Annotated in this window: 20 protein-coding genes; 12 read left to right on the top strand and 8 right to left on the bottom strand. The window is 52.1% G+C overall.

From position 1 onward, the window contains the following. Positions 1 to 12 precede the first annotated feature (12 nt). Both P1U47_RS07025 and P1U47_RS07020 read right to left on the bottom strand, forming a co-directional pair. Positions 13 to 552 (bottom strand): hypothetical protein, encoded by a 540-nt coding sequence (locus tag P1U47_RS07025; protein WP_301027963.1) that lies wholly within the window; start codon positions 550 to 552, stop codon positions 13 to 15. A gap of 84 nt (positions 553 to 636) precedes the next feature. Further along, on the bottom strand, positions 637 to 1,668 hold the full coding sequence (locus P1U47_RS07020; RefSeq protein ID WP_301027962.1) for a transporter: 1,032 nt from the start codon (positions 1,666 to 1,668) through the stop codon (positions 637 to 639). A 166-nt stretch (positions 1,669 to 1,834) separates the two neighbouring features. Between P1U47_RS07020 and P1U47_RS07015 the strand changes: the two genes are divergently transcribed. Both P1U47_RS07015 and P1U47_RS07010 read left to right on the top strand, forming a co-directional pair. Then, positions 1,835 to 3,085, top strand: a complete 1,251-nt coding sequence (locus P1U47_RS07015; RefSeq protein ID WP_301027961.1) for an ATP-binding protein — start codon at positions 1,835 to 1,837, stop codon at positions 3,083 to 3,085. After that, positions 3,082 to 3,621 (top strand): response regulator transcription factor, encoded by a 540-nt coding sequence (locus P1U47_RS07010; protein ID WP_301027960.1) that lies wholly within the window; start codon positions 3,082 to 3,084, stop codon positions 3,619 to 3,621. Before P1U47_RS07015 ends, P1U47_RS07010 begins: the two co-directional genes overlap by 4 nt. 53 nt (positions 3,622 to 3,674) lie before the next feature. Here the strand turns inward: P1U47_RS07010 and P1U47_RS07005 are convergent, their stop codons facing one another. Both P1U47_RS07005 and P1U47_RS07000 read right to left on the bottom strand, forming a co-directional pair. Beyond that, the gene (locus P1U47_RS07005; RefSeq protein ID WP_301027959.1) at positions 3,675 to 6,614 is read right to left on the bottom strand and encodes a choice-of-anchor I family protein; all 2,940 of its coding nucleotides are present in this window, start codon (positions 6,612 to 6,614) and stop codon (positions 3,675 to 3,677) included. Positions 6,615 to 6,779: 165 nt separating this feature from the next. Beyond that, positions 6,780 to 8,000 (bottom strand): argininosuccinate synthase, encoded by a 1,221-nt coding sequence (locus P1U47_RS07000; protein WP_301027958.1) that lies wholly within the window; start codon positions 7,998 to 8,000, stop codon positions 6,780 to 6,782. Between the two features lie 229 nt (positions 8,001 to 8,229). On the opposite strand from P1U47_RS07000, the gene P1U47_RS06995 reads away from it, so the two are divergent. The 8 genes from P1U47_RS06995 (at position 8,230) to P1U47_RS06960 (ending at position 15,019) form a co-directional block, all read left to right on the top strand. After that, positions 8,230 to 9,312, top strand: coding sequence for an ABC transporter ATP-binding protein (locus tag P1U47_RS06995; protein ID WP_301027957.1), 1,083 nt, complete (start codon positions 8,230 to 8,232; stop codon positions 9,310 to 9,312). A gap of 4 nt (positions 9,313 to 9,316) precedes the next feature. Then, entirely contained in the window at positions 9,317 to 10,228 is a 912-nt protein-coding gene (locus tag P1U47_RS06990) for an ABC transporter permease (protein ID WP_301027956.1), read from the top strand. Beyond that, positions 10,218 to 10,994: an ABC transporter permease gene (locus tag P1U47_RS06985; protein ID WP_301027955.1), complete on the top strand. Its 777-nt coding sequence runs from the start codon at positions 10,218 to 10,220 to the stop codon at positions 10,992 to 10,994. The genes P1U47_RS06990 and P1U47_RS06985 overlap by 11 nt, the downstream gene beginning before the upstream one ends. A gap of 44 nt (positions 10,995 to 11,038) precedes the next feature. Beyond that, entirely contained in the window at positions 11,039 to 12,097 is a 1,059-nt protein-coding gene (locus P1U47_RS06980; RefSeq protein WP_301027953.1) for a spermidine/putrescine ABC transporter substrate-binding protein, read from the top strand. 114 nt (positions 12,098 to 12,211) lie between these two features. Next, a complete protein-coding gene (locus P1U47_RS06975) occupies positions 12,212 to 12,496 on the top strand; it encodes a ComEA family DNA-binding protein (RefSeq protein ID WP_301027952.1) in 285 nt (94 codons plus the stop codon). A gap of 191 nt (positions 12,497 to 12,687) precedes the next feature. Further along, positions 12,688 to 13,722, top strand: coding sequence for a dihydroorotase (gene pyrC / locus P1U47_RS06970; RefSeq protein ID WP_301027950.1), 1,035 nt, complete (start codon positions 12,688 to 12,690; stop codon positions 13,720 to 13,722). A gap of 7 nt (positions 13,723 to 13,729) precedes the next feature. After that, positions 13,730 to 14,362, top strand: coding sequence for a ribonuclease T (gene rnt / locus P1U47_RS06965; RefSeq protein ID WP_301028149.1), 633 nt, complete (start codon positions 13,730 to 13,732; stop codon positions 14,360 to 14,362). Between the two features lie 72 nt (positions 14,363 to 14,434). Beyond that, entirely contained in the window at positions 14,435 to 15,019 is a 585-nt protein-coding gene (locus P1U47_RS06960; protein WP_301027949.1) for a Fe-Mn family superoxide dismutase, read from the top strand. Positions 15,020 to 15,334: 315 nt separating this feature from the next. Here the strand turns inward: P1U47_RS06960 and P1U47_RS06955 are convergent, their stop codons facing one another. Then, complete coding sequence (locus P1U47_RS06955) at positions 15,335 to 15,937, bottom strand: peroxiredoxin (RefSeq protein WP_301027948.1); 603 nt, start codon at positions 15,935 to 15,937, stop codon at positions 15,335 to 15,337. Positions 15,938 to 16,173: 236 nt separating this feature from the next. On the opposite strand from P1U47_RS06955, the gene P1U47_RS06950 reads away from it, so the two are divergent. Together P1U47_RS06950 and bfr are read left to right on the top strand one after the other, a co-directional pair. After that, on the top strand, positions 16,174 to 16,371 hold the full coding sequence (locus P1U47_RS06950) for a bacterioferritin-associated ferredoxin (RefSeq protein ID WP_301027947.1): 198 nt from the start codon (positions 16,174 to 16,176) through the stop codon (positions 16,369 to 16,371). Between the two features lie 165 nt (positions 16,372 to 16,536). After that, positions 16,537 to 17,013, top strand: coding sequence for a bacterioferritin (gene bfr, locus P1U47_RS06945; RefSeq protein WP_301027946.1), 477 nt, complete (start codon positions 16,537 to 16,539; stop codon positions 17,011 to 17,013). Positions 17,014 to 17,091: 78 nt separating this feature from the next. Here the strand turns inward: bfr and P1U47_RS06940 are convergent, their stop codons facing one another. The 3 genes from P1U47_RS06940 to P1U47_RS06930 form a co-directional block, all read right to left on the bottom strand. Beyond that, positions 17,092 to 17,556 (bottom strand): hotdog fold domain-containing protein, encoded by a 465-nt coding sequence (locus P1U47_RS06940; RefSeq protein ID WP_301027945.1) that lies wholly within the window; start codon positions 17,554 to 17,556, stop codon positions 17,092 to 17,094. Positions 17,557 to 17,670: 114 nt separating this feature from the next. Beyond that, positions 17,671 to 18,435, bottom strand: coding sequence for a PepSY domain-containing protein (locus P1U47_RS06935; RefSeq protein ID WP_301027944.1), 765 nt, complete (start codon positions 18,433 to 18,435; stop codon positions 17,671 to 17,673). A gap of 3 nt (positions 18,436 to 18,438) precedes the next feature. After that, positions 18,439 to 19,002, bottom strand: a complete 564-nt coding sequence (locus tag P1U47_RS06930; protein WP_301027943.1) for an FMN-binding protein — start codon at positions 19,000 to 19,002, stop codon at positions 18,439 to 18,441. Positions 19,003 to 19,008: the final 6 nt, after the last annotated feature.

Raw genomic sequence — 19,008 nt, 5'->3', positions numbered from 1 at the left:
AAAGTGCAGGATTTACAAAAACGCGAGGGCTAAAAATAGCAGCAGACCACCACCGCACAACACCAAGGTCTGGCGCCGATAGGCTGCGCTCATTAAGCCTAAATACAAGCCGCTAATCATGATAAAAATCAGGCCCAGTGAAAACCCCGTTTCAAACCACTTATACCAGCGCGGGCCGTGGCCCATGTGTAATTCCATCAGCGCCGCCTGCCAGTTTGGCGATACCGTCGTAATCGCCACACCATCGGCTTGCTGACTTAAACGATAGTGTTCACGGTTGCTAGGTCGCGTAGAAAATTCGCGGCCTTTGCCTTTAACGTATTCAAAACGTGCATCTACGCCGAGGCTTTGCAGCGCGGTGCGCACATCACTGTTTAAACTAGGACTGTCGCCATCGAGCTTAAGACCAGCCACATAGCCCAATTCGGTACTGGTCATCACTTCTTTAACACCCAGCAAATGCAAACCACCCGACACCGCCATAATAATGACCATGGGCGCAAAAAAAGCGGCGAGATATAAATGAATAGAAACTAACAAACGGCGAGACATATACTAAATCCTTTAATTGCAAATACCCTGTGGTCAATCTGTATTAGACACAGCTTAGCCTACTATCCCTCGGTTAAATATTCATTAAGGTGCGTACTGCCAGCCCAAGCTCATGGTGTTCTGCATTTCCATTTGTGGGCCATCCAACTTTTGGTAGATCGGCACGCCATATTCCAATGCTAGGCGGTGGCCTTTTAACGCACCGGCGCTGAATAAATAATTGGCGCTAAACAGCAGTTCACTGCGCTCACCACCCTGAGCGCTGGTGTCGGCGGTGGGCACCATCATGGGGTTTAAGTCAGGGTCGGCGCCGTGAATATCAGCCCAGCTGCTGTGCTTTAAGCGCACGCCGCTACTCAGCGCTGGCGACCAACTACGCGCCAACCAGCCGCTCACTTCATAGCGATTGCCCAAGCGGTAGTCATTGTCATTTTCACCGCTGCGCAAAGTTGCCAGCGCCTGCGCGCCCCAGTTGTATTGGGCTGAATAGGCTTGATACGTTACGCCCGGTTTTAAATCATAGGTGCCAGAACCCAATTGCATGCCGTAGGGCAGTTTGGCATTGGCCATCGCTGGCGTGTCGTCGCGCTCATCAATCGAGCCGGTCGGTAGGCTGACACCGAGATTTAAATGCACGCCAGCTGATTTATCTGCGGTTTGGTAAACACGCAGCAAGGCGGCTAGCGATGCATCACCAACACCGTCGGTTTCAGTCGTAAACTTTGCGCCCATACGGCTGCGATGATCCATGCTTTTATTTAGCAGCGGCAGCATCGCCATAAGGGTGAGGGTATCGCTAGGCGCATACATTGCACCCAGCATATGCATCTCCATGGTCATTTTAAGTGGCGCCACCATATACGGGCCAGGGTTCATCATGGTACCGGTGATTTCGGCAGCAGAAATCGAATCGCTACCGTCTAAATTACCGTCCATTTCCATACGCATATAACGGTAGGAGAACATCCACTCGCCAGTGTTATGCAGGTGGTCGCCCATCACGCCGAGTGGCGCGTGACGAATTGCGCCGCTAGCCAATGTGGGTGTATCGGCTTGTTGATGCGCAACGACGGGGGCAGCAGCCAGCAGCGACAGAGTAAAAACAAGCTTGCGCATAATAGCGTCCTATTTACATTTGGTAGTGGTTTGGCAATTTCAGCGAAGGCGCAGTTTAACAAGGGAGCCTAGCGCTGGCCTGCGACACTTTGTCGCAGCGCCTGCCCGCAGTTGCCAAGTAAGGGCTATACTGGCGTTTTTAATCTTCTTGTTGTGGGGAGCAAAGTTGAATCCCAATACCGCTAATTTGCGCGGCCTATGCTTTATTCGCAGCCTAGTAATTGCCGGCCAATTTGGCGCAGTGTTGTATGCTGAAAGCCAGCTCGGCTGGATGCTGCCCTACATCACTTTAAAGCTATTATTAACGGCAATTTCTGGCTTTGCGGTGTTCAGCTGGTGGCGCAGCTATCAAAGCTGGCCGGTGACCGATGTCGAATTATTTATTCACTTGTGCGTAGACACCCTCGGCTTTAGTGCGGTTTTGTATTTTTCTGGTGGCGCGAACAATCCGTTTATCTCATATTTATTGGTGCCATTGTGTATCTCTGCCGCCACCCTGCCCTGGGCCTATACGTGGTTACTTGGCGCGATCGGTTTTGGCGCCTACAGCTTGCTGCTGTTTAATTTTATTCCGCTAGAGGCAGTCGCGCCCAACCAACACCAACACGGCGGCGCGCCAAACACCCATATTTTAGGAATGTGGGCCAATTTTTTGGTGAGTACGGTGCTAATTACCTATTTTGTTTTTAAGATGGCTCACAGCCTGCGCCAGCGCGAAGCCGAGTTAGCCAGTAGCCGCGAACACCGCCTGCAAGACGAGCAACTGCTGGCCGTGGCCAGTCTTGCTGCGGGCACTGCCCACGAGCTGGGCACGCCACTATCAACCATGAAAGTGATACTGGAAGATTTAACAGAACAAGACTTTGACACCGCGACCCGTACCGACCTTGCCACCCTCGGCGAACAGTTAGATCACTGCCGCGACATACTCACCAACCTTGTTTGCACGGCAAGAGATTTAAGCGCCGACAATAGCCTCACTACCCCCGCCGCCCAGTATTTGGCGGTATTGCGCGAACGCTGGCAGGTGCTGCGCCCAGACTGCGAACTGCACAGCTCGCTCAGCCCAGCACTCAGCAATACCACCTTAAAGCTCGACGGCACGGTTAGTCAGGCTATTTTAAATTTACTCAGCAATGCCGCCGATGCCAGCAGCGACGACGTGTGCTTAGACCTGCTGGAGCAGGATCACTGTATTATTTTTGCCATCAGCGATCGCGGCCCTGGTCTGAGCGCTGAGCAAGCGGCGATGATGAGCAAAGCCTTTGTTAGCAGCAAGGGTAAGGGCCGTGGCCTAGGGCTTTTTCTGAGTAACGCCACGGCTATTCGCTACGGTGGCGAGCTGCGCTGGCGCCGTCGCGACGGTGGCGGCAGCCGTGTGGAATTGTGTTTACCCGCCAGCAAGGTACGCCTGTGAGCAGTGTAGAAAAAATATTACTGGTCGATGATGACCTCAGCTTCTGCGCCTCGCTGTGTCGCTCCTTAGAGCGCCGTGGCTATGTGGTTGGCGTAGCCCACAGCGTCGACGACGCCATTGCGCTATGCGAACAATTTACGCCCAACAAAGCAGTGCTTGATTTAAAGCTTGAGACTCGCTCGGGCTTGAATTTGATTCCTGTGTTGCGCCAGCGCTTCCCCACGATAAAAATACTAATGCTCACCGGCTATTCCAGCATCGCGACCACCGTTGAGGCAATCAAACTGGGGGCGGATAATTATTTACAAAAGCCGGCAAGCACCACCGAGATTCTAGCCGCCTTAGAAGATCAAACGAGCTCGACCAATACCAGCACCCCTGAACTCAGCCCACCCTCTTTAGACCGTATAGAGTGGGAGCACATTCAGCGCGTGCTAACCGAGAACGAGGGAAATATTTCGGAAACGGCGCGGCAACTCGGTATGCACCGCCGCACCTTGCAACGCAAACTACAAAAACGACCCGCCAAAAAATAAGGCCATCACCCGCAGCGGGTGATGGCCTCATCAAGACACTTGTTAGCCAAGATTTAGTCGGTGCTTACACCGGAGTTCAGCTCCAGTATACGCACGTTACCACTCTTGGCATTTGCCACACCGAGATAAGCAGTACTATCAATAAAGAAGGTGGTGATGCCGTCGGCACCCTCATCGCCGCTTCCTGCACCAAAGTTGCGGTTGTTCACGTACTGAACAAACTGTGCGCCCAAGGGTGAGGTTATGTCGTAAATTGCAATACCACCAGCGCGCTGCAAACTTACAAAGGCATAAATACGGCTGAGGCTAGACACCAATACAAGACTTTTTGGTCCTGAACCGTTGCTGATGCTGGCGGTATCGACGTCGTTAAAATTAGCGCCTAGGGCGGTTTTGGTGATTTGCGCCAGCTCGGCGCCAGAATCAAACATCAGCTGGCCTTGCTCATTCCAAATCGAGAACGAGCGTGCACCAAAGGCAGTAATTTCTTCGATTTCACCGTCATTGTCGGTATCGCCGTCTTCGCTACTCACTTGTAGGTTGCCCAGTGCACTGGTGTCTGAAGCAGCGATTGCACTTGGGTTGCTATTAGCAACCGGTAAGTTACTTGCATTAACCTGTTCGCTGTACGCCGAGTAGCTGCGCGGACGACCTTCGTTGGCGGTAACAAAATAGTTTTTGTTGCCAAATTGATAGGCGGCGATGCCATCTGGCTGATACAAACCATAGACGCCAGACCAATTGCGAAGGTCGGCAACGCCGTCATTTTTCACATCCAACTCATTGCCGGCAACACCAAAGTCTTTGCGACCCAAGGCAATAATACGGTCGATGGTATTGTCGGCAAGATTGATAACCGCCACCGCATTGTTTTCTTGGAGGCTCACAAACAACTTGTTATTGCTCAAACCCACGGCGATATGTTCTGGCTCAAGGTCTTGGGCAACACTGGCATTGGGGCCGCGTATGCGCACCGCCGCTGGCAATTCTGCAGAGCGGCTACCACCAAGATTAAAATCGCTAAAACCAATATTGTTTACAACGCCAGACTCAACACCGCTGCTGATATCAATAATAGAAACACTGCCTTCGGGATCAACACTGTAGTCATCGCTAGGCACGCCTTCATTAGCAACCACGATGCGATTGAGGACTAAGTCGAAAATAGCCATTTTGGGCGCTGCGCCAACCTCAAAGGTGGTCACTAAGCTCAAATCAGACAGCAGGTAAACTGCAACAATACCCTTGCTTTGGGGGTTAATATTATTGAGTGTTACGGCAACGTAAGCACCGCCAATCGTGACCCAAGTCGGCTCACCAATACTGACGCCCGCCGCTGTTGCCGCTGCATTCAGATCGAGGCTCGCGGGGCTGGCCAGTACCGGACTAAGCGGGGTAGTGATATCCAATATATCAACGGCCTTATTCTGGCCATTCACTACAAATAAACGCTTATTGGTGGAATCAGCCGCGACAACCTTGGCTGCGCCCATATTGTAAGTAGCGCCACTAACCGTAAAAGACGCTGACTTTGTGTAATCTAAATTAGGTTCTACCGGCGCGCTGGCGGTAACAACAAAGGCGCCAACTGGCAGCACTTTAACAACGCTGCTTACACCGCCAATACCGTAGTTATTGTCGTTCAATACCACGCCAAAATTAGCATCGAGCAGTGCAAAGCCTTCAATGTTTTCAGCCAGTGGATCAATACCAGCGGGCAGCGGCATGGTTAGCGAATCAAAGCCTAACTGCTTGGTAATAAACTTGGTATTTGCCAGTGTAGTTTGCTGCTCTAAACTCGGCGTGGTCCCCGCAAAATCCCAAACTTCACCTAAAATATTGGTGGCATTAGCCAAGTTCAAACGATAAAACTTACTCACTTTTTTAGCTTGTTCAACCACAATTAAGTAGTCGTCAGCAATAGCGATAGCTTCATTGATAGTAACTTCGCTCTGCGCCACAAAGTCGCCATTGGCGGCCAAATCACCGGCGCCCGTCGATTTAATACCAAAGCGCGAAGGTGAATCTAACTGGTACAAATACTCGCCAGCCATCGCTTTTGCGCTGCCATCGTCGTTCAACTCAAGCTTGCCCACACGCACTATGCGCGAGTCGGCGGCAGCGCCGTCTGGGTTATCCAGAGGGCTTTGCATAAAGAAGTACAAATATTTACTGTCTGGGCTTAGGGCCAATGCCTCAATACCGCGATCGACTTTACGCTTGCCAAAAATAGCGGGAATAATATTGTCGCTTACTGGGTAGGTAGCCGCGCCATTGGGGTCGTTTACTAAGTCACTACCCATCCCTGCCGGTAGCTGACGATCTAATACTTCACCGGTGCTGCTAACCAGCAGCAGACTTGGGCCGTTCTCTTCTGCCACCCAAAAATTGCCATTGCCAAGCTGAACCAAGGCCTCTGGGTCTATGCCATTGCCATTGGGCAGCAATTCCACACCGTCGTTATCGTAGGCTTTTTCAATGCGCGCCGAGCTGAAATTATTTGGCAGACCATTTAGGGCGCTGCCATTGCTGCCGGTGAGGGTAATCACCTCTGTCTGCTCAAGCTTCAATTTGGCGCCAATGCCACTAAGCTGCCATTTAATAATTTGTGGGGAATACTGTTTTAACGCAAATATAGAACCGTCATTACCATCGCAAAAATTGGCAAGGCCCGTTACGCTCACACTATTAGCGCAGGGAATGGTGGGGCCGCGATCAGTAATGGTGTAAAACACATCATTCGATCCGTTCAGCGGCCGAAATGCACCGCTGCCAACTGCAAGCTTGAGCGCCACGCTATTGCCAACTGCATTGCTTTTAGTGAAGGTTACGTTGGCCAACGATTCATCAACATTAAACTGCCGTGAATTGGGTTCGGTGCCCCTGAATCCGCTGCTATTGCTGCTGCCACTGCAGGCAGTAGTGGCAATGATGCCGATGGCGAGCGACAGCGCCCAGAATTTACGTCCGTACATCTGCGGTTCAAAAATCATCAATAGCATCCCAATTTACAAATTCAGGCCAGCGCCAACACGCATCCGGCGTTTTGACAGTGCGACTGAGTTTCTACACCAGGCACCATCACGAAAATCATTTAACTTCAAAAGTCACTTAAATCAAAAAAGGGGCTGCAACGGCCCCTTTTTACAACGAATAAATTACAGCTGAGAGCGGCCTTTATTCGCGGCAATACGCAAGCGCAGGGCATTTAGCTTAATAAAGCCTTCTGCATCTTTTTGGTTATACGCGCCGGCGTCGTCTTCAAAGGTGGCAATTTTCTCATCAAAGAGTGAATTGTCAGACTTGCGACCCACTACGACCACATTTCCTTTATAGAGTTTCAAGCGTACCACGCCGTTAACAAAACCCTGTGACTCATCTATGGCCGCCTGTAGCATACGGCGTTCTGGGCTGAACCAATAGCCGTTATAGATGAGTTTTGCGTAGCGAGGCATTAATTCATCTTTTAGGTGAGCCGCTTCGCGGTCTAAGGTGATCGACTCAATGGCGCGGTGGGCGCGCAACATGATGGTGCCGCCTGGGGTTTCGTAGCAGCCCCGCGACTTCATGCCCACATAGCGGTTTTCGACCAAATCCAAACGGCCAATGCCATTGTCGCCACCAACTTTATTCAGCGCTGCCAGCATGGTAGCTGGGCTGAGTGCCTCGCCGTTCAAGGTGACTGGGTCGCCGTTTTCGTAGCCAATTTCGATATAGGTTGGGGTGTCTGGTGCCGCTTCGGGGCTAACTGACCAGCGCCACATGTCTTCTTCTGGCTCCCAGAATGGGTCTTCCAGATTGCCGCCCTCGTAGGAGATATGCAGCAGGTTGGCATCCATGGAGTAAGGGGACTTTTTCTTCTTGCCGGCAAAATCGACGGGAATATTGCGCTCGGCGCAATAAGCCATCAAGGTTTCGCGGGAGGTCAAGTCCCACTCGCGCCATGGCGCAATCACTTTAATGCCGGGCTTCAGAGAATAAGCGCCCAGTTCAAAGCGCACTTGGTCGTTGCCCTTGCCAGTGGCGCCGTGAGAGATAGCGTCAGCGCCGGTTTCATTGGCAATTTCAATTAAGCGCTTGGCGATCAGCGGGCGGGCAATAGAGGTGCCCAGCAAATACTCGCCTTCGTAAATCGCATTGGCGCGGAACATGGGATAAACGAAATCGCGCACGTATTCTTCGCGCAGATCGTCAATGTAAATCTCTTGCACGCCCAGCGCTTTGGCTTTAGCGCGTGCCGGTTCTACTTCTTCGCCCTGACCGATATCGGCGGTAAAGGTGACCACTTCACATTTGTAGGTATCTTGCAGCCATCTGACAATCACTGAGGTGTCTAGGCCACCTGAATAAGCCAACACTACTTTATTGATATCCGACATTTAACACTCCGCTGAAGCCCCCGCAAAACGCTGTGCCTGCGGGATTAAAAAAAGACCGCCATTTTAGCGGTCTTTGCCCCGCTGCGCCATGCCAGCTTGCCTTTGGCTGCCATATCTACCCAAAAGCGGTAAAACTATTGAAATGAGTGGCCTCTGAGCTATTGACGGCGGGGCTATTGCCGGAAAAAAATAGCGCAAATTCCACATTGCAAGGGAAGCCCCCCACGCCGTGCTAGAGATTAATGCAGTTTCACGTAGCTTCGGCGATTTTGTGGCGCTTAATAATGTCAGCTTGCACATCCAAGCGGGGGAGTTTTTCACCCTATTGGGCCCCTCTGGCTGCGGCAAAACCACTTTATTGCGCTTGATTGCCGGCTTTGACCAAGCCGACAGCGGTCAAATTCTGCTCGACGGCAAACCCCTGTGCGCCCTGCCACCCGAAAAACGGCCGGTACACACTGTATTTCAAAGCTATGCGCTCTTTCCACATATGACCGTGGCCGAGAACATCGCCTTTCCGCTGCGCATGGCCAAAATGAGCAAGGCCGAAATTGCCCACCGCGTAACGGAAGTGCTCAACGATGTGCGCCTACCCGACAAAGCCAAGCACTACCCAGATGCGCTGTCTGGCGGCCAAAAGCAGCGCATTGCCATTGCCCGCGCACTAGTGAACCGACCGCGCCTGTTGCTGTTAGATGAACCGCTGTCGGCACTAGACGCCAAATTGCGCGAGCAAATGCAGATCGAGCTGATTAACCTGCAAAAGGAGGTGGGTATCACCTTTGTGTATGTTACCCACGACCAGGGTGAGGCGCTGGCTTTGTCGCACCGCATTGCGGTAATGAACAAGGGCGAGATCAGCCAGATCGACGAACCCTCGGTGCTCTACAGCTACCCCGACAATCGCTTTGTGGCGGATTTTATTGGCCAGTGCAATATTCTCGACGCCAAAGTACTTAGCGGCAATGAGCAAAAAGTGAATATTGCCATCGCGGGGCTTGGCGAGATCGCTGCCACCGCCAACCCTGAAATCACGTTTAAAAGTGGAGACAACTGCGCCTTAACTTTGCGCCCCGAAAAAATTCGCCTCGCCGCCAGTCTTGAAGCCGAGCCTGATGAAGCCCTGTTCAGCGGCAAGGTTCACGACATGCTCTATTTGGGCGATGTCACCGTCTATATTATTGAACTCGCCAACGGCGTGCTCATTGAGGCCATGCTCGCCAACGACGCGCCTGGGCGCACTCGACTCTTCGATACCGGCGATGCGGTACAGATTGCCTGGCGCATCGACGCCGGCCACTTGGTTCCATAAGCCCGTGCAGACCTTAATAAACCGCGCCGAACGCCTTCGCAATAATCTGATGGCCCTGCCACCAGGTCTCTATTTACTGCTGTTTTTTGCCGCGCCCAGCCTAATGATGCTGTTTGCCTCGTTTCGCTATCCCGGCGAATACGGGGGCTTGGCACCTTGGTATTACGTGGAAGATGAGCAATTCAGCCTCGACTTCACCCTAGAGAACTGGCTGCGCCTGTTTGAGTCGAGTATCTACCTCGGCCTCCTCTTTAAATCCTTGGGCTATGCGCTGCTCACCACCCTTATTTGCACCCTCATGGCCTACCCCTTAGCGCTGATGATTGCGCGCAGCAATAAGCGTTTTCGAGACTTACTGTTGCTCTTGGTGATTTTGCCGTTTTGGAGCAATTTTTTGGTGCGCATTTATGCGTGGATGATTATTTTCAGCCCCCAGGGCGCGCTGACCATTGGCCTAAATCATGTCACTGCCGCCCTCGGCATTGAACCAATCAGTTTGATGTTCAGCAGCACCGCGGTAATCACTTGCCTAGTTTATGTGCATCTACCGTTTATGATTTTGCCGTTGTACGCCAATTTAGAGAAGCACGACAGCCGCCTGCTCGACGCTGCCCAAGACCTTGGCGCCAATCGCTTTCAGTGTTTCTGGCTAATCACTTGGCCGCAGTCGCTGCCCGGCATTTACGCGGGTGCGATTCTGGTCTTTATTCCGTCGTTGGGCATTTTCGCAATACCCGACCTACTCGGCGGCACTAATGGCATTATGATTGGCAATGTTATTAAACAGCAGTTTGTTGAGTCGCGGGACTGGCCCTTCGGCAGCGTGCTGTCACTGGTACTCACCGGCATCACCCTACTTTTGGTATTACTTGCCGCAAAACTGGGCAGAACTGCGGGCACCGACAATGGCAAATAAGCGGCCTAGCAAAGCCCTGCTCAGCGCCGGAATATTGGTGTACCTATTCCTCTATATCCCATTGGCTGTGGTGGTGATCTTTTCCTTTAACGATTCCAAACTCAATGCCGAGTGGGTGGGTTTTACTTGGAAGTGGTATGAAAAGCTCATTCACAACGACAGTATTTTGCGGGCGGCGGGTAACTCACTGATCATAGCCATCATCAGCGCAGCAATGGCCACGGTGCTTGGCACCTTGGCGGGACTGGCCATTCATCGCGGCCGCCAAAAATGGCTGCCAGCCTTAGTGCTCGGCCCCATTGCCATGCCCGATATTTTAATTGGCGTGAGCCTGCTGCTGATGTTTATATTGCTCAATGTGAGCTTGGGCATGGTGTCGATTATCCTCGCCCATGTCAGCTTTTGTATTGGCTTTGTGGCGCTGGCGGTGCAATCGCGGCTGGCGGGTATGGATCAAAGTTTAATTGAAGCGGCCCGCGACCTTGGCGCCAGCCCTTGGCAGAGTTTTCGACTCATCAGCCTGCCACTGCTGATGCCCGGTATTATCGCCGGTGCGATGATGGCCTTCACATTATCTATTGACGATTTTGTCATAACCTTCTTTACTGCCGGAGTAGGCAGCTCAACCTTGCCACTGGAGATCTATTCAATGGTTAAAATTGCAGTGACTCCTGAAGTAAACGCCGTATCAACCCTGTTGATGTTGGTCACTCTGACCTTGATTACCGCGCTATCTAAAATATCGCCGACTGTATTGCGGCAATAAACCCTGCACTCCCGCAACCCTACCCCTTTAAAAAGGACGCTACCGTGAAAAAGTTACTGTGCTGTTTTGTGCTGTGCCTTTCGCAATTTGCTTTGGCTGATAAAACCTTAAACCTATTCAACTGGAACGACTATATAGCCGAGGAAACCGTCGCCCGCTTTGAGGCCCAGTGCGGCTGTAAAGTGGTGCAGGATTATTTTTCTGCCACCGAGGAAATGATGGCCAAACTGCTGGCCGGTGGCGGTGACTACGACGTGGTTATTCCCACCCAAAATGCGGTAGAAGCGCTTATTAAGCAGGGCTTTTTGCTGCCCTTAGACAAAACCAAGCTCAGCAATATCGGCAATACCGCAGCCGGTTACATGAACAAGGCTTACGATCCAGGCAATGTCTACTCGCTGCCCTACGCCTTTACCACCACCTTGGTAGGTTATAACGAGAACAAAATTGCCGAGCTGGGTATTGACCCCGCCGACTGGTCGATTATTTTTGATCCCGCCGTGTTAGCTAAAATCAAAGGCAAGGTCACCGTAATGGACGATGCCGAAGAACTGTTCGGCGCGGCCCTAAAATACCTTGGCTACTCCATTAACGACAACAACGAGAAGCACCTTAAAGAAGCGCAGGCGGTCATCCTCAAAGCCAAACCCTATTGGGCGGCCTTTAACTCCTCGAGCTATATCAAGGAACTTACCGTTGGCAATATCTGGGTAGCGCACGGCTATTCCAGCGATATGTTCCAAGCACGGGCCGATGCCGCAGAGGCTGGGCGCGATTTCAGCATTAATTTTGTACTGCCTAAGCAGGGTGCAGTGCTAGCACTAGACAATATGGTTATTCCCAAGAAAGCCCGCGATCCCGAGCTAGCCCATATGTTCATCAACTTTATGATGGACCCCCAAAACGCCGCCGAATTGACCACCATCGTTGGCACGGGCAACCCCAATGCCGCAGCGACGCCCTTTATTGATGAAGACATTCTTAAAATTACCGCAATCTTCCCAACCCCGGAGCTGCAAGCAAAGCTGGAAACTGTCAGCGCTCGCAACGCCAAAGAACGCCGCCTCGCCAACAAGCTCTGGACAGAGATTAAGGTGCGCTAAGCCTCTTTAAGGCTTTGCAAAACTGCTCTACTGTCCTACTATTTCAACCGGCGCCTAGCTGCGCCGGTTGAAATAAGTACACATCATTCATCTACCAAAAAAGGGAATTTGCTGATGAAAACCTTCCTACGCCGCTGGTCGGCGAGTCTTATCTTATTTTGCAGCCTATTATTAACCATGCTCTCTGCCCACGCGCTGGATGTAAATACCGCCAGTGCTGAAGAATTGCAGGCCCTCAAAGGTATTGGCGAAAAACGCGCCGCTGCGATTATTCAATATCGCAGCGAACACGGCCCCTTCAAGAGCACCGAGGATCTACTCAAGGTGCCCGGCATTGGCAATAGCATTATTACCGCCAATAGCGCGGAGCTCGAGTTTGCCAACCAAGCGACTAATTAAACCTGATATTTCAGTGTTTTGAATTAGCTAGACACTGCGTTTTAATTGGTCTTCAAGCACCAAACACCCACCGCCTGTGCGGTGGGTGTTTATACGCTCCGCGAATTCCTGTAGCATTCTGCGCCAGAGCCATTGCCCTCCGGTCCGATGCCAAACAGCATCGCGCCCGCCGACACTGATTAAGGCCTTCCATGCAAACCCTAAAGATTACCCGCCCCGACGACTGGCACATTCACCTGCGCGATGGCGAGGTATTAAGCCACACCGTTGCCGACGCCAGCCGCTACTTCGGCCGCGTTATTGTGATGCCCAATTTAACCCCACCAGTGCGCAATTTGGCTGAGGCCAATGCCTATCGCCAGCGCATTGTGCAGGCCCTACCAGCGACGGGCCACCAATTAACACCGCTAATGGTCTTATACCTCACCGATAAAACCACCGCCGCCGACATTAGCGAGGCAGCCGCATCCGACACGGTTTTTGCCGCCAAACTCTATCCCGCTGGCGCCACCACCAATTCTGATTCTGGCGTTACCAGCATCGAAAATCTCTATCCGGTTTTGGCCGCCATGGAAAAGCATGGCCTGCCGCTTTTAGTTCACGGCGAAGTCACCGACGCCGACATTGATATATTCGACCGCGAAGCTCGCTTTATCGAGCGCCATTTGGCACCTATCGCCCAGAAATTTCCAGCCCTAAAAATGGTGCTCGAACACATTACCACCGCCGATGCCGCCGAGTTTGTCAGCGCGGCCAGCAGCAATATTGCCGCCACCATCACCGCGCACCATTTGCTGTACAACCGCAATCACATGCTGGCCGGCGGTATTCGCCCGCACTATTACTGCCTGCCAATTCTCAAGCGCAATACTCATCAGCAAGCATTAATTAGCGCCGCGACCTCGGGCAGCCCCAAGTTTTTCCTCGGCACCGACTCTGCGCCCCACGCCCAGCACCGCAAAGAAACCAGCTGTGGCTGCGCAGGCTGTTATACTGCCTACGCCGCGATTGAAATGTACGCCGAAGCCTTTGAGGCTGCTAATGCCCTTGACAAGCTCGAAGGCTTTGCCAGTTTTTATGGCCCCGACTTTTACGGCCTAGAGCGCAATAGCGACAGCATTGTTTTGCTAAAGCAATCTTGGACAGCGCCTGAACAACTGCCCTTGGGTAGTGATACTATTTATCCGCTGCGCGGTGGTGAACAACTCCACTGGCAGCTTGGTTGAGACCCATATGGACTTTTGTGATGAAAAATCAATGATCTCGCAACGGTTTCGCGGTTTCTTACCCGTCGTTATCGATGTTGAAACTGGCGGCTTTAATAGCCAAACCGACGCCGTACTGGAAATTGCTGCGACGTTTCTGCGCATGGACGACTCCGGTCAACTCGAGCCAGATGAAACCGTAAGCTACAACGTCGAACCCTTTGAGGGGGCAAATCTTGAACCCGCCGCCCTTGAATTCACCGGTATCGATCCCCATAACCCACTGCGACAGGCACAGAAAGAAGTGACTGTTATGGGCGAACTGATGAAGCGAATTCGCCAACAGGTAAAAGCGAGTGGGTGCACCCGAGCGGTGCTAGTTGGGCACAATGCGCACTTTGATCTTGGCTTTGTATTAGCCGCTATCGAACGCAGCAGCATTAAACGCAACCCCTTCCACCCTTTTTCGGTGATGGATACCGCCAGTCTTTCTGGGCTGGCCTATGGCCACACCGTGCTGGCGAGAGCCTGTCAGCTAGCAGACATCGACTTCGATAACAACGAAGCCCACAGCGCTGCTTACGATGCGCTGAAGACCGCTGAATTATTTTGCCAGATCGTCAATCGCTGGCAGCAGCTCGGCGGCTGGCGTTGGTCCTAATTTTGCAGAAATTGTATTAAATTAAACACCGAAGTTACCAAGCGCAACCCACAACTCTCAGGAGAGAATCCAATGGCTTTTGAACTACCCGCACTGCCCTATGCCAAAGATGCACTGCAGCCGCACATCTCTGCAGAAACCCTCGACTTTCACCACGGCAAACACCACAACGCCTACGTGACCAAACTCAATGAATTGCTGCCCGGCAGCGAGTTTGAAGGCAAAACCCTAGAAGAAATCATCAAAACTTCTAGCGGTGTGATGTTTAACCAAGCCGCTCAGGTTTGGAACCACACTTTTTACTGGAACAGCCTAAGCCCCAACGGCGGCGGCGCACCGACTGGCGACCTAGCAGCAGCCATCGACAAAGCTTTCGGTTCACTGGATGCCTTCAAAACTGCATTCAACGCCAAAGCGATGGGCAACTTCGGCTCAGGCTGGACTTGGCTGGTTAAAAACAGCGACGGCAGCCTCGAAATCGTTAACACCGACGACGCCGACACCCCGATCGCCCGCGAAGGTCAAACTCCGCTGATCACTGCCGATGTATGGGAACACGCTTACTACATCGACTACCGCAATGCCCGCCCTAAGTATTTGGAAGAAGGTTTCTGGAACTTGGTGAACTGGGAATTTGCAGCGGCGAATTTCGCGTAACGCTGAACGGGAGATGGGAGACGCAAAGTCCCCCGACTCGAGAACCTCGCTTCGGCGGGGTTTTTTTATGCCTTGCTAGCGGGGTAACGCTAGACGGGAGACGGTACGCTAAGATTGGCTGATCGAGGTAGATGGCATAGTGGCAGCCCTATGTATGAAGTATTGCCAGAGCAGCGCTAGAACACAATAAATTCAAGCTCGTGCCATCCTGCCTTTGCGTCTCCCGTCTCCCATCCAGCATCTCCCGCCGGCAAGGCATAAAAAAGCCCGCTACACCTTCCGGTGTAGCGGGCTTTTAAAGAACTTCAGACCAACTTACAGCTTGCCTGAGTTCTCTGCCAAGTAAGCAGCAACGCCGTCTGGCGAGGCATTCATACCTTTGTCGCCTTTGTTCCAGCCAGCTGGGCAAACTTCGCCGTGCTCTTCGTGGAACTGCAGGGCTTCAACCAAACGCACTAGCTCGTCGATGTTACGACCCAGTGGCAGGTCGTTAACTAGCTGTGAACGTACCTGACCTTCTTTGTCGATCAAGAAAGCACCGCGGAAAGCAACGCCGCCTTCAGCTTCAACGTCGTAGGCACGGCAAATGTCGTGACGTACGTCAGCAGCCATGGTGTAAGTAACAGGACCAATGCCGCCGTCTTTAATAGCGGTGTTGCGCCATGCGTTGTGAGTGAACTGTGAATCGATAGAAACACTGATGACTTCTACACCCAGCTCGCGGAATTTGTCCATGCGGTGATCCAATGCGATCAGCTCAGAAGGACATACAAACGTGAAATCCAGTGGGTAGAAGAACAATAAAGCGTATTTGCCTTTTGCGGCTTCGCTCAGCGTGAAACTGTCAACGATTTCGCCAGTACCCAATACAGCTGCGCAAGTAAAATCTGGAGCTGGCTTACCTACTAAAACACCCATGTTTATAAACCTCCGGTTTTATGTTCGATTTGATTTTTACACCTGAAAAATACAGATATAAAAGCTTTATTCAGACCGGCAATCATACACCCCACCCCCGATCTATCCCATTGAATTTTCTAATCGTGACCATAGGCTCTAGCTATTATTACCATAAGCCCACATACAATTGACAAGCATTCTCATTTGCATTATCGTTGCCATTCAATAAAGTGCTGACCGAGATCGAGACCAGTATGTACGTTTGTCTTTGCAAAGGAATTACAGATAAGCATATTCGCGACAGCGTTGACGCCGGTGCTGGCAGCTTTCGCGAAGTGCGTCGTGCGCTCGATTTAGCCAGCCAATGCGGTAAATGCGGCGTTGTTGCCAGAGAGATTTACGATAGCTATTTGAATAGCTACGACGAAAGCCTCTGTTACGCCGCAGCCTAGGCTTCTTTTCCTAAGACTTATTCTAACTTCCGTCACCCCCCACAGCACCTGACCTGAAGCTAGCGCTTTTGCATCTCCCATCTCCCGCGAAGCGCTCAGACTTGAATACTCACCACGCCCAGTCCACACTTAGAAAATCTGCCAACCATATAAAGGATCTGCCCCATGAAAGGTGACAGCAAAGTTATTGCCTATCTTAATAAAGCCCTCGGCAACGAACTCGTCGCAATAAACCAGTATTTTCTGCACTCACGCATGTACAAAGACTGGGGCCTAAAGCAGCTAGCCGACCACGAGTACCATGAATCCATCGACGAAATGAAACACGCCGACAAACTCATTGAGCGGATTTTGTTTCTGGAAGGCCTCCCCAACCTGCAAGACCTCGGCAAACTGATGATTGGCGAAAATACCAAAGAAATGCTGGAATGCGATTTAGCCCTAGAACTAAAAGCGATTCCCGACTTAAAAGACGGCATTAAATACTGCGAGACCGTTAACGACTACGTAAGCCGTGACTTGTTTGAAGAAATTTTAGAGTCAGAAGAAGAGCACGTAGACTGGCTGGAAACCCAGCTAGGCCTAATTGAGAAGGTCGGTATCCAGAACTACCAGCAATCGATGATGGGCAGTCTGAGCTAAAAGCGCTCACCGTCGGACGTCAGACGCCTGACGTCCGACGTCCGACGTCCGGCGATCCAAAGCGTCTCCCATCAAGCATCAAGCCTTTTTCATTGGCGACACGTGAATCGCAATCTCAGCATCAAACACCACTTCGCCCGCTTCGTTCTTTACTTCAACAATCACCGGCACTGAGCCTTTTTCGCCGGGGACAATTTCCCGCATGGTGGCGTAGCCCCGCAACACACCTTTGGCGCGCCCTAGGTAGCGCACGGTCATACCGGCCGGTATCCAGCGCATACCCTCCGGCAGCGACACCATGCTCACCACGCCAGCACAGACCTCTGCCAAATTACACATGGCGATCGCATGCACGCTGCCAATATGGTTGTGAATCGCGCGGTGTTCCTTAATACGGACCACGGCATGGCCAACATCCAGCTCTTCAAAACAGGGGTTGATCGTCGAAAAATACGGCGCTTTCATGCAAACCGCTTTAGAAAACGTCCATTTACCAGCGGGATACGGCGACAGCTTGCGCCACATTTTTAGGGTTGAGTTCATTTCGGTCGCTCCAAGGATCACAAGCTAGACCGTAGCACGAAGTGGGCAGTGCGCCATTGACCGCCCACCGCAACGAGCGCGTAGTGCCGGTCAACATCTCGCTACAGCCTTAACTCAGGAATGCCGCCAGCGGCCTGGCTTAGTCACCCACACCCACACCCCACTCAGCGCGATAAGCAATAGTGCAATGCCAGCAAGATCAATAATAAATACCCCAACAGAGCCAAACAGGCGGCCACTGTGTAAATCCAGCAGCAGACGCTCCCAGCTTAAACCGCTGCCACGATACTGATCTAAAAGACTGCGCTGCACAGTGGGCGGCGCCAGCGCAGGGGCAACCCACACCGCGCCCTCAACATTCACAGCCGAGAACATAAAACTGCGGGGGTCAAAAGCAATCACGCCGCTGGGAGTGCGCAGCAATACCGCCTCACCATAAAGCGCCAAGGCCTCTGCGCCACGCGGTAAGCCCAGCGACTCGCTAATATCGTCGAGCTGCTCCCCCGCGCCGGTAAATAGCTGCAGGCGCCCAGCGCATAAAATCGCGATCGTTTCTGACAACACCACCGCCCCTATCAGCGGGCTATCACAACTGCCTATTTGGGTTTCTGAGAGATAGAGACCATCGCCAAGCTGGCTTATCCAAGCACCACTGGGAAGCGATTCATTTAAAGGAAAGCTGCGCAAAACCGGCGAGGGAATGCCGTAATGCTTTAGTAGCCAGGTTTGCTTAAGGGGCTTTTTATCCAAACCCCAATCTGCGCTGTGATTAATGGCGATACCGGTCACCACCAACATCACCACAAAAACCGCGACGACGACGCCAATACGGCGATGCCAACGCAATAACAACATTCTAAAAATACGAGAGGGGCTCACTGCTTATTCCGCGGCGTTAGGGTCAGCCATGGGTTTTACCGCATCCGCAAGGAGTAATGCAATAAGCGCGACCTGTTTTACCGCCCTAACCGATAAAGTCGCGCCGGTAATACCGTCGATATGTTGACTAAGTAAATGGCTATCGGTCAGCGCTGCGCCGCGAAACTGCTCGGTGAAAAAATCGTGACGCACTTCCCAGCCGCGGCTTTCGCGAAACGCCAGAATCTCGACCCGCGCCACCGTTGGACTTGCGCCGCCAGCATCAACAACCACGCCAATCGTAATCGGCATTTCCTTGCCGATCTCTTCCAGTATCCACGCGGTTTTTTGACCTTGCCGCCAATACCGAACCCGCAGCAGCGGGAAGTCCTTTCCGCGAATCGATTTTATTTGCGCTTTTAACTCCGGCGTTAACCAGAGCACTTTTGGCTCTGGCTTGGCGTTGTCGCTAAAACCCAAGCCCAAAAATTCGTCCACCGTTAAGTACTGCCCCACACTAGCGGCTTGTACCGGTGGCATTGCCATCAACTGCAAAATTAGAAGCACACCAAAAACAACAGCGGGCATAAGCCC

Origin of the sequence: Zhongshania sp. (assembly GCF_029212375.1) — a bacterium.
In the GTDB taxonomy this organism is placed as follows: Bacteria; Pseudomonadota; Gammaproteobacteria; order Pseudomonadales; family Spongiibacteraceae; genus Spongiibacter.
Note: the sequence above shows the minus strand (reverse complement) of the source record. Positions and strands in the feature narration are given on the sequence as shown.